This window comes from Halomonas campaniensis, assembly GCF_002211105.1.
GTDB lineage: Bacteria > Pseudomonadota > Gammaproteobacteria > Pseudomonadales > Halomonadaceae > Vreelandella > Vreelandella campaniensis_A.
This window is the reverse complement of record NZ_JPUA01000034.1, coordinates 952,869-963,779: the sequence shown is the minus strand read 5'-3', so window position 1 is coordinate 963,779 and position 10,911 is coordinate 952,869. Positions and strand designations below refer to the sequence as shown.

Sequence of the window (10,911 nt, the reverse complement as noted above, 5' to 3'; positions counted from 1 at the left end):
CCCGCCCGCTTCTCATCGGCGGCCAGCCAGAGGCGGGTTGGCAACTGTTCGGACTGGCTGAAATAGGCTTCCAGGCAGCCGCCCAGGGTCTCTTGATCCAGCGCCACAATACCTTGATAGCGATGACCTTCGCGGGGATCGAGGGTAATCACGATCTGCCCTTCACCCACCAGTTCGCGGAAGCTGGCGTGCTCGCTGGGCAGTGCGGCGTCTTCAGCTATGCGGGCAATCGCGCGCAGTTCGCCACCGGGGTTGGATTCGGCCATTAATAGTGACAGAACGCCGCGTCCACGCACTTCGATACTCAGCGTGCCATCCAACTTCACGGTATCAGTTAGCAGGGCCACGGCGGCTAACAGCTCGCCCAGAAGCTCATTCACCGCTGGTGGATAAGCGTGGCGATCCAACACTTCGTGATAGGCGCCCGCCAGGGTGACGATCTCGCCGCGGACATTGGTGTGATCGAACATAAAACGTTGAATTTGATCGGACATAATTTGGCAACCTAAGGTTTAACTGGTTAATTAGTGGCTAAGGGCTACTTGGCTCAGGGTTATCGAAGTTGACAATCCGCGCTCCTCAGTGCCGAGGGCAGGTTTACGCGAGGGCGCTGTGAACCCATCCATGGGCGCTACTTTTGACATCTGACCGCCATGGATGGCGGAAATGCCGGAATAGCAGGGAGCTTTTTCCGGCCTTGTCAAAAGACCCTCGCTACAACCTGCTCTCGGATCCCGTTATGGGGGAGTAATTAAAGGGAGCCACTCACCTACGATAGTCTCGTTACTCACCCTGATGGCGCTGGAAGCGCTGGATATCGCGGCGCTGCTTTTTGTCGGGGCGCTTGAGCGGATGCTGCATCGCTTCGTTAGTGAGGCGCCTTGCTTCGGCCTCTTTAGCACGCCGCTGCACGCTCTCTTCGGTTTCCGCATAGAGCGTGCGCGCTTCTGGTGCCCCGCGGCGTTGATCCGAAAGCGATAAGACCTCTACCTCCCATATCTCCCAGCCCTGGGGCACGCGAATAAGCGCACCGATTTCCACCTGCTTGCTGGTTTTAGCGCGGCCGCCGTCGTAATTCACTTTCCCGCCCTCGATGGCTTTCTTGGCCAGTGCGCGGGTCTTAAAAAAACGCGCGGCCCAGAGCCATTTGTCCAAGCGTACACCGTCGCTCATTTCGGCACTCCTTGGGTTGCTGACACCTGTTCAGGAAGCTGTTCGGGCAGCAGGTGGGCAAAGCGGTCAAGGGCAATAAATTCTTGCAGCTCTTTTTCAGGCCGCTGGCTATCGGGCTGTTTAATGCCCAGCAAATGCTTAATTCCAAACTCACGAGCGCTCTCGAGCACGCGGGCGTTGTCATCGATAAACAGCGTGCGCGCAGGATCAAAAGCTTCAATCTCTTGTAGCGCAAACCAAAACGCCTGCTCCTCTTTGGCGGCTCCTACGTCCTCGGAAGAGACGATCGCGTCCAGGTAACTTTCCAAACCAGTGAGCGGCAGCTTTAGGGCAAGACTCGCACGATCCGCGTTAGTGGCCAGCACGACCCTTGGATGCGCCTGTTTTAGCCATTTGAGAAAATCCAGCGCGTCGCTACGCAGGCCAATCAGGTGCTGGACTTCGCGCTTTAACGCAACAATATCCACGCCCAGTTCACGGCTCCAGTACGCTAAGCTGTACCAGTTCAAGGTGCCCTGCTCGCCGAGAATGCGCGCGCGCAGTGCTTCCTGGGAGGCCTCATCCAGTTGGTGCAGTTCGCGGTAGCGCCTTGGCAAGTGCTCGAGCCAAAAGTGGCTGTCGAAGTGTAAATCCAACAGCGTGCCGTCCATATCCAAGAGGACGGTATCTATCTCGCGCCAATCAATCATTGCCGCTCCAGTCACGTTAGGAGTAAGCGTGCTATTGTAGCGTAACCGCCTTTTTCCAGCCATGGAGGCCCTCTTTTATGTCTACCTCTCCCCCTACGCATGACACCTTCAATCCCCCTGAAGGTGCCAGTGCTAAACGCTCTAATTATCAGCAAAAACCACAAATTTTGGCGCGTAAGTGCGTTGCCCAAAGCCGTTTATTTCAGGTTGAGTCGCTTGATTTGCGCTTTTCTAACGGCGAAGAGCGTCAATTTGAGCGCTTGACCGGCGCTGACCGCGGTGCGGTGATGATGGTGGCGATGCCCGACCCCGACCACGTGCTGCTGATCCGCGAATACGCCGCTGGATTTGAAGATTATGTGCTCACCCTGCCGAAGGGGTTGGTCGACCCTGGCGAAGATATCATTACCGCGGCTAACCGCGAGTTAATGGAGGAGTGTGGCGTTGGCGCTCACCGCATTGAACCGCTGGTCGAGCTCTCGTTGGCGCCTAACTATATGCGTCACCGTATGCAGGTACTCCTCGCCACTGATCTTTACCCCAAGCGACTGCCAGGGGATGAACCGGAGCCATTAATTGTGGAGACTCACGCCCTTGAGGAGCTACCCGCCCTACTACTGCGCGAGGATTTTCACGAAGCCCGCGCTATCGCCGCGCTTTATATCGCCCGGGACAGGTTACGGGAAGAGAAGCGCAATAGCGCGACGGATTTGCTTTGATTGGGTGGTGAAGGGTGAGAAGAAAGGAGTGAATAGTGCGCGGGGTAGCAAGCCGCCCAGTGGCATTGCCACCCCAACCCCGGCACCGCTTCGCGCTGCTTTCGCGGGTGCGCTGACGCTTACGCCGCGCTACAAAACCCATCGATCCAGCTTCGTGCACATTTCGTAGCGCGTGGTAACGAATCTCGCGAGGTACGAGCGAATGAGGCACCCGCGGGAGGCGGCGGAACGACGCCCAGTGGCACAACACCCCCGGCACCGCTTCGCGCTGCTTTCGCGCCGGGCCGCCGCTGCGGGTGCGCCGTTGGCTTACCACGCGCTACAAAATCACGCATGCACATGACCTTGTGGAAGCACATTCCGTAGCGCGTGGTAACGAGGAACGCGAGTTCAGCGAGCGTTTGGAGACACCCGCGGGAGGCGGCGGAGCGACGCCCAGTGGCACCACGCTAAACCCCGGCACCGCTGCGCGCTGCTCCCGCGGGTGCGCTAACGCTTACGCCGCGCTACTAAATCACGCGTGCACATAAATCGGTGGGTGCCCAATAATCGATTCACACCTCACCCCTCACCCCTCACCCCTCACATCAATGGTTCTTCAACGCGATCCAGCGCCGTTGACGGTGGCTGTCCAGGCCTGCTTCCAGCAGGGTCATTGAGCGCAGGGCGTCATCGACACTTACCGGGAGCGGTGCTTTATCACGGATAGCGGCGGTGATGCCTTGGTAATAGGCCAGGTAGTCGCCCGGCAGAGTCGGAAGTTCACGACGCGTTAGCGGGGCGTTTTCCCCCTCCCCTTCACGCAGCGTCAGGGTGCCATGCTGGGTGTCTTCGCCCCACTGGGGTGTCGGCACTTCGCCTGCTTTCAGGCGATCCTCTTGAGGGTCTAAGCCGTATTTAATAAAGCTGCCCTGGGTGCCATTGATCCGAAAGCGTGGTGTCGGTTCGGCCACCAGCGTCCCCGCTGCCAGGGTAACGCGAAAGCTTTCATAATCGAGCAGTGCTAGAAAATCATCGTCGGCTTTGGCGCCATCTCGCAATGTGCCTAGCTCCAGCAGAATAGCGTGGGGCATGCCGAACAGCTCGCAGGCTTGATCTAGCAGGTGTGGGCCCAGGTCGTACCAGATACCACCACCGGGGGTAGCTTTCTCGCGCCAGCGGTCGCGCACTTCCGGGCGAAAGCGGTCAAAATGGGATTCAAAATTAACCAGTCGCCCTAGTGTTCCCGCCTCAAGCAGCGCCTTAACAGTCAGGAAATCGCTGTCCCAACGGCGGTTGTGAAACACCGACAATAGGCACTCTTTGTCATCCGCCAACTTTTTGAGCAGCTTGGCTTCTGACAGCGTGACCGTAAAGGGTTTGTCGACCACCACGTGCTTCCCCGCCGAGAGTGCCGCTTTAGCAATCGAAAAGTGGGTGTCGTTAGGCGTAGGGATAACGATCAAATCAATATCGCTACGCTGACAAAGCGCTGATGCCTGAGCTTCTACCTCAACCTCAGGCAGTGACGCCTGAACCTTGGCCGCATCGCTTGAAGAGACTGCGACTAAATCCAGGCCTTCCGTGGCCTGGATGAGCGGTGCGTGGAAAGTTTGGCTAGCGAAACCGTAGCCAACTAATCCAACGTTTATAATCGCCTTCATTTGATTCCTTACTTGGACTGTTGCGAATGTCGATTGCGTGTATCAATCAAGCTTGCTTAGATCCCGAACAGCTCCTTTGTCGGCGGAGGTCGCCAACAGCGCATAGGCCTTAAGCGCTGGGGTGATTTTGCGGGGGCGCTGTTCGACTGGCTTCCAGGCCGAGGCGCCCTTGGCTTCCATCGCTTCCCGCCGAGCTGCCAGTTCGGCATCCGTCAGTTTGACGTTGATTGCCCGGTTGGGGATATCGATGCAGATCAGATCCCCCTGCTCGATCAACCCAATGGCGCCACCTGCCGCTGCTTCAGGGGAAACATGACCAATCGAAAGCCCTGAAGTGCCGCCAGAGAAGCGCCCGTCAGTCAGTAGCGCACAGGCTTTGCCTAGCCCCTTGGATTTAAGATAGGAGGTGGGATAGAGCATCTCTTGCATGCCCGGGCCGCCTTTGGGGCCTTCGTAGCGAATCACCACCACATCACCCTCTTTGACTTTATCCGCCAGCACATCGGCGACGGCTTGATCCTGAGACTCCACCACATGGGCGGGGCCTTCAAAGACCAGGATCGAGTCATCGACTCCGGCGGTTTTTACCACGCATCCATCCAGCGCGATATTGCCGTAAAGCACGGCCAAGCCGCCCTGCTGGGAGAAGGCGTGTTCAAGGTCGCGAATACAGCCGGTAGCGCGGTCACCATCCAGGCTCGGCCAGCGGGCACTTTGAGAGAACGCCGTTTGGGTCGGGATGCCCCCTGGCCCGGCTTTAAAGAACTCGATCACTTCAGCGCTGGGCGAGCGCATAATGTCCCACTCATCCAGTGCGGCTTTCAGGCTATCGCCGTACACGGTGGGCACCGAGGTATCCAGCACTCGGGCACGATCCAGTTCACCGAGAATGGCCATAATGCCGCCGGCCCGGTGAACGTCTTCGATATGGTACTTCTGGGTATTGGGCGCCACTTTGCATAGCTGGGGAACTTCACGTGAGAGGCGGTCGATATCCGCCATAGTGAAGTCCACTTCGGCCTCTTGGGCTGCCGCGAGGAAGTGCAGGATGGTGTTGGTAGAGCCACCCATAGCGATATCCAGGGTCATAGCGTTTTTAAACGCCGCCTTGGAGGCAATGGCGCGGGGTAGTAGGTGCGTCTCGTTACCTTCGTAGTAACGTTTGGCCAGCTCGACAATACGGTGCCCCGCCGTTTCAAACAGACGACGGCGATCCGAGTGGGTAGCCAGCACCGTGCCGTTACCCGGCAGCGCCAGTCCCAGTGCTTCCGTCAGGCAGTTCATTGAGTTGGCGGTAAACATCCCCGAACAGCTGCCACAGGTGGGGCAGGCGCTGCGCTCGACTTCCGCCAGGGTTTCATCGTCTACGCTGTCGTCGGCAGCCATCACCATGGCATCGACGAGATCCAATCCGTGGTTGAGCAGCTTGGTTTTACCCGCTTCCATGGGGCCGCCGGAGACAAAGATAACCGGAATGTTGAGGCGCAGAGCGGCCATCAGCATTCCAGGGGTGATTTTGTCACAGTTGGAAATACATACCAGCGCATCGGCGCAGTGGGCGTTACACATATACTCGACGCTGTCAGCAATCAGGTCGCGGCTAGGCAGCGAGTAAAGCATACCGTCGTGGCCCATGGCGATGCCATCATCCACCGCGATGGTATTGAACTCTTTGGCAACCCCCCCGGCTTTCTCAATCTCCCGCGCCACCAGTTGGCCCATATCTTTTAAGTGAACATGGCCCGGCACAAACTGGGTAAAGGAGTTGGCGACCGCAATAATCGGCTTTTGAAAATCACCGTCCTGCATACCCGTTGCGCGCCATAACGCGCGGGCACCGGCCATATTGCGGCCAGCGGTGGTGGTACGTGAGCGATACTCTGGCATGGCTTCCTCTACTCTCTACTTTTTACTCTCTATTATTTATCAGCCCACCGCATAAAAGGCGGGAGCTGGTGTCAATCCAGCGGCCTTAGATTGTGGCATGAGCGATGCGTAGAGACTAGATGCAGGATTAGATGAAGAGGCTAGATGTAATGAGAGAGGAGCGCCCTCCATGGCGCGGATTCAACACTGGTTGCCCTGCCGTTTAGGCTGGCTGCGCAAGCGTTTCAGGTAGAGACGGGCGCACTTGAGGCGAGCCTAACGCCTGGGACGCTGAGGATAATGATGGCATGGGCGCAAGCCCTGCCTGTTTGAGCAAGCGTTCACGGGCAGTCTCGCTGCTCTCCTCGGCAGCACCTTCCAAGCGAAAGGCGGCAATAACGTTGGCAAGGCTAAGCGCTTCGCGGGTGAGGTCTTGAGCAGCGCTGGAAATCGACTGTACCTTGGAGGCATTCTGCTGGGTGACATGATCCATTTCAGCAACAGCGGTATTAATCTGGGCGATGCCATTGCTCTGTTCATCGGAGGCGGTGCTGATATCTTCCATAATATCGCTGACTTTCATGACCTGGTTGACGACCTGATCAATGGCGGCTTCGGCCTCTCTCACCGCCTGAGCGCCACCGCTGATCTCCTGAGAGGAGGTGTCAATCAAGCGGCGAATCTCACCAGCGGCATCGGCGCTGCGTCCGGCCAAGTTGCGCACTTCATTCGCCACCACGGCAAAACCACGCCCCTGCTCGCCCGCTCGGGCAGCTTCTACCGAAGCATTCAGCGCCAAAATATTGGTTTGAAAAGCGATACCGTCAATCACGCTGATGATATCGGTCATCTTATTGGCACTGGCGGCGATGCGTTCCATTCGTTCGACTAGCGCCTGCATCCGCTCGCCGGTTTCGCGGCTGGTGGTGGCATTTTGCATGGCCAGTTGATTTGCCTGGCGGGCGTTTTCGCTGTTTTGCTGAACGGTGGCGGTCATTTGATCCATGCTAGAGGCGGTTTGCTGTAACGAGGAGGCCTGCTGCTCAGTGCGCGTTGCCAAGTCTTCGTTCTGCTGTTTGATATGCTCAGACGCGGGCGTGACCACATCGACTTTGTTGCCCACTTCGGTGATCAGCCCCGACAAGCTTGAACGCATCGTTTCGAGTGAGTTAAGCAACTCACCCAGTTCATCGTTACGCGTTAGCGTTACCCGATTGGCCAAGTTGCCAGCGGCAATTTGGAACGTCACCCGACGCGCTTCATTGAGTGATTTGATTAACGATTTGAGTACCGCCATGCTCAACCCAACCATCAGCACGATGCCCATTAGCAGCACACCTAGCTGCCCGTATAGCAGTACTTTCTGCTGCTGCTCGGCGGTCTCCATCAATATATGGGCTGCTGCACGCTCTTGCTCAACGAGCAAATTAATCGTGGCACTAATGCTTGCAGAAGTAGGCTGCACGATGTCATTAAACGCTTCAAACGCCGCGAAGCCATTGCCATCACGAATAGCTACAAACGCCGTATCTGAAGCCTCTATAAAGTTGTCGAGGTGGGCCGCCAGACCGTCCTGAACGCCGCCGCCCGCTGCGCGCAGCTCAGTATACTTCTGCCACGACTGTTCGATGTCGGTACTCATGGTGGTTAGTTGGCTTTCAAGGGCCTCAAGATCGGCCCGACGAGGATTGCGCACCGCTGGTTCTAATGCCTGGATCGCTTGGCTCACCCGCTGATCAATCTGCTGCAGGTCGGAAACCCCTTCCAGGCCAGTTTGATTTAGCGTTCGTAGACGTTCCGCGGAACTGGTTAAGCCATAAACCCCCGCCGCTGCCGCCATCATCAATAAGATAATAGACGCCAACACCATCCCGATGAGCTTGGCCTGGATGCTGCTGAAACTAAAGCGTTGCACCCAACCCCGTAGCCCAGTGCGACGTAACGCACCATAATGAAGCTTAAAGCCACGTACTCTGCCCTGTTGCATAGCAGCGTATACGCGCTCTGCGCGGATAATCGCCTTAGCCGAGGCTTTGCGCCGGATAGAGGTATAGCCCACTACGCGTTCGCCATCGAGCAGCGGCGCAACAGTGGTATACATCCAGTACGCTTCACCCGTCTGACGGCGATTCTTGATCAGGCCTTGCCAGGTTTTACCCGCCTCAATGGTTTCCCATAAGTTTTTAAAAACCGCTTTGGGCATGCTGGGATGGCGAAACAGGCTATGGGGTTCGCCCATGATCTCGTCCAACGAGTAGCCGCTCACGTCTACGAAGGTCTGGTTGGCATAGGTGATCCTGCCTTGCAAATCCGAGCGTGAGATCAACACCTCGTCGTCGGCTAATTCATAAACAGCGGATACTGCTTTTTCGGCATTATGCATTTAGTCCCCCTATTTTTTTGTTGAAGGCTTGCGCCATCATTAGGCTTAGGTTCCCTAGCACCAAGCCTTTTCAATTAGAGGTAATGCATGAAATATGCCACCGCAGAGGGTGGCATGTGATTAAATCGAATAAAGAAAAATCAAGTACCTAAGGCGTTGACTGACGGGCTAGAACGCTTCCCACTGGTCAGCCGCGCGTGGTTGTGTTGAGGGTGACTTAGTGCGCTGCTCGGCGGGGGCAGGTAGACGCTGGGCGGCCTTACTGAGCGCGTGGTTAGCGCGCTGTAACTTAGCCCGCGCCTCTTTGATGTTCTCATCCTGAGCGCCTTCCAAGCGGAACGCATCAACCACGTTAGCGAGTTCAAAGGCTTCCAGGGCGAGATTGTCCGCGGATGCCGCAATCGACTGCACTTTGGAGGCGTTCTGCTGGGTCACAGTATCCATTTCGGTAATCGCCGAGTTAATTTGACCGATACCGCTGCTCTGTTCGCTGGACGCTGTGCTGATCGACTCCATCAGCTCACTGACCCGGCTCACCTGCTGTGAGACCTCCTTGATCGCCCGCTCAGCCTGATCCACCGCGCTTCGACCACCGCTAACTTCCTGAGTGGTGCTATCGATCATCTTACGGATTTCCTGAGCGGCATCCGCGCTGCGACCGGCTAGATTGCGCACTTCACTGGCCACAACCGCAAAGCCACGGCCATGCTCACCCGCTCGCGCAGCCTCTACTGAAGCGTTGAGTGCCAAAATATTGGTTTGAAAAGCGATACCGTCGATCACACTGATCATCTCGGTCATCTTCTCAGCACTCTGGGCAATACGCTGCATGCGTTCGACCAACTGCTGCATCTGCTTGCCTGTTTCCCGGGTGCTGGCCGCATTTTGTACCGCCAAGTCGGTGGCTTGGCGGGCATTATCGGTGTTCTGCTGAACCGTCGAGGTCATCTCCTCCATACTGGAAGCGGTCTGTTGAAGCGACGATGCCTGCTGCTCGGTGCGTGAAGAGAGCTCTTCATTTTCAGCGGCGATCTGTTGAATGGCTGGAGTAACTACAGAAACGCGGCTCTCCACATCGCCCACGATGCTGGAAAGGCTAAAACGCATGGTATCCAGCGAGTAAAGCAGCTCGCCAAACTCATCGCGGGTTTGACGCCGCTCACGGGCGGCCAGGTTGCCCGCCGCAATTTGAAAGGTGATATAGCGTGCGCCGGACAGGCTGCGAAACACCGATCTCAGAATCATCACGCTTAGGCCGATCATGACCAAAAAGCCAATGGCCAGTAGCACTAACTAGGCGATTAGCAGTTGCTGACGAGCGCTTTGCGCTTGGGTGACCAGCGCTTCGGCATCGGTGCGCACCTGCTCGACCAGGGCACTGTTAATCTCGCGCAGTGAGTCAGTGGTCGGCACCACCACGTCATTAAAGGCCTCAAAGGCCGCGAATCCATTCCCCTCCTCAATCGCCACCAAGCTGGCTTGCACCCCGGTTGTCCAGGTAGTCAGCGCACTATCAAACGCCTGGGCGGTTTCAACATTGACGGCATCATCGACGTAGTAATCCGCCCACAGGGTTTGCATGGCGTTGGTATATTGGTCGATATCTGTATTGACGGCCTCCAGGTCAGCCCTGCGCGGGCTGCGTACCACAGGCTCCAGTGTCTCAACCGTTTGCCCAATGTAGCGCTCAATATGCTGCAGCGAGCTGACATCACTCAACCCTGATTGATTAAGTGTTTCCAGCCGCTCGCCGGAGACCATCACCGCGTAAACCCCCAACCCGCCCGAAAAGCAGAGCAGTAGCAACGAGACCACCACCATACTGGTGAGCTTGGCTTTCAGGCTAGTGAACTGAAAGCGCGACAGAATGCCGGTCAAGCCTTTACGCCGCAGCGTGCCGTGGGCTAGCGCGTAGTGACGGGATTTGCCTTTTTCACGAATTTCAGCGTAGATTTTTTCTGCAAGAGCCACCGCTTGCCCCGCAGCTTTACGACGTACAGAGGTATAGCCAACGATACGCTCCCCGTCCCGCAGCGGGGCGACCGTGGCATGCACCCAGTAGTGGTCACCATTTTTACGACGGTTTTTGACCACGCCTTGCCAAGTTTCCCCGGCTTGGATGGTTTTCCAGAAATCTGCGTAAGCCGCTTCAGGCATATCAGGGTGGCGAAGAAGGTTGTGGGGCGCGCCGATCAGCTCGTCTCGACTGTAGCCGCTGACCTCAACAAAGGTGGGGTTGGCATAGGTCACATTGCCCTTTAAATCCGAGCGAGAGATCAGTACGGTCTCCTCACTCAGGACATACTCGCGCTGGGTGACGGGCTGATTATTACGCATTAGTTCTCCGAGAATTAGATATTCTTAATTTTTATTAAAGCAGAGATCATTATCGCTATAGATCTTCTCGGCAAACCAGTGAACAAGTGTAAAAAAAGCGC

The 10,911-nt window shown here is 56.7% G+C and carries 7 protein-coding genes and 1 pseudogene; 1 reads left to right on the top strand and 7 read right to left on the bottom strand.

The genetic code is table 11. The annotated features are described in order from the left end of the window. The 3 genes from JI62_RS22960 to yrfG all read right to left on the bottom strand — a co-directional run. The coding region (locus tag JI62_RS22960) for an Hsp33 family molecular chaperone HslO (RefSeq protein ID WP_240513275.1) at positions 1-494 on the bottom strand (494 nt) is incomplete at its 3' end. A gap of 289 nt (positions 495-783) precedes the next feature. After that, positions 784-1,173 (bottom strand): RNA-binding S4 domain-containing protein, encoded by a 390-nt coding sequence (locus JI62_RS16750; RefSeq protein ID WP_088701221.1) that lies wholly within the window; start codon positions 1,171-1,173, stop codon positions 784-786. Continuing rightward, complete coding sequence (yrfG, locus tag JI62_RS16745) at positions 1,170-1,862, bottom strand: GMP/IMP nucleotidase (RefSeq protein WP_088701220.1); 693 nt, start codon at positions 1,860-1,862, stop codon at positions 1,170-1,172. The genes JI62_RS16750 and yrfG overlap by 4 nt, the downstream gene beginning before the upstream one ends. A gap of 77 nt (positions 1,863-1,939) precedes the next feature. On the opposite strand from yrfG, the gene nudE reads away from it, so the two are divergent. Beyond that, positions 1,940-2,581 carry an ADP compounds hydrolase NudE gene (gene nudE, locus JI62_RS16740; RefSeq protein WP_088701219.1) on the top strand — a complete coding sequence of 214 codons (642 nt, stop codon included), beginning with the start codon at positions 1,940-1,942 and terminating at the stop codon, positions 2,579-2,581. Between the two features lie 587 nt (positions 2,582-3,168). Here the strand turns inward: nudE and JI62_RS16735 are convergent. From JI62_RS16735 to JI62_RS23240, 4 genes and pseudogenes are all read right to left on the bottom strand, one after another. Continuing rightward, positions 3,169-4,224: an oxidoreductase gene (locus tag JI62_RS16735; RefSeq protein WP_088701218.1), complete on the bottom strand. Its 1,056-nt coding sequence runs from the start codon at positions 4,222-4,224 to the stop codon at positions 3,169-3,171. A 42-nt stretch (positions 4,225-4,266) separates the two neighbouring features. Next, a complete protein-coding gene (gene ilvD / locus JI62_RS16730) occupies positions 4,267-6,111 on the bottom strand; it encodes a dihydroxy-acid dehydratase (RefSeq protein ID WP_088701217.1) in 1,845 nt (614 codons plus the stop codon). A gap of 202 nt (positions 6,112-6,313) precedes the next feature. Beyond that, positions 6,314-8,473: a methyl-accepting chemotaxis protein gene (locus JI62_RS16725; RefSeq protein WP_088701216.1), complete on the bottom strand. Its 2,160-nt coding sequence runs from the start codon at positions 8,471-8,473 to the stop codon at positions 6,314-6,316. 168 nt (positions 8,474-8,641) lie between these two features. Beyond that, positions 8,642-10,810, bottom strand: a pseudogene (locus JI62_RS23240) (methyl-accepting chemotaxis protein). Positions 10,811-10,911: the final 101 nt, after the last annotated feature.

Excerpts from the sequence above, each read along its gene's own strand:
- JI62_RS16750 (WP_088701221.1), bottom strand. The coding sequence starts at position 1,173 with ATGAGCGACGGTGTACGCTTGGACAAATGGCTCTGGGCCGCGCGTTTT.
- yrfG (WP_088701220.1), bottom strand. The coding sequence starts at position 1,862 with ATGATTGATTGGCGCGAGATAGATACCGTCCTCTTGGATATGGACGGC.
- nudE (WP_088701219.1), top strand. The coding sequence starts at position 1,940 with ATGTCTACCTCTCCCCCTACGCATGACACCTTCAATCCCCCTGAAGGT.
- JI62_RS16735 (WP_088701218.1), bottom strand. The coding sequence starts at position 4,224 with ATGAAGGCGATTATAAACGTTGGATTAGTTGGCTACGGTTTCGCTAGC.
- ilvD (WP_088701217.1), bottom strand. The coding sequence starts at position 6,111 with ATGCCAGAGTATCGCTCACGTACCACCACCGCTGGCCGCAATATGGCC.
- JI62_RS16725 (WP_088701216.1), bottom strand. The coding sequence starts at position 8,473 with ATGCATAATGCCGAAAAAGCAGTATCCGCTGTTTATGAATTAGCCGAC.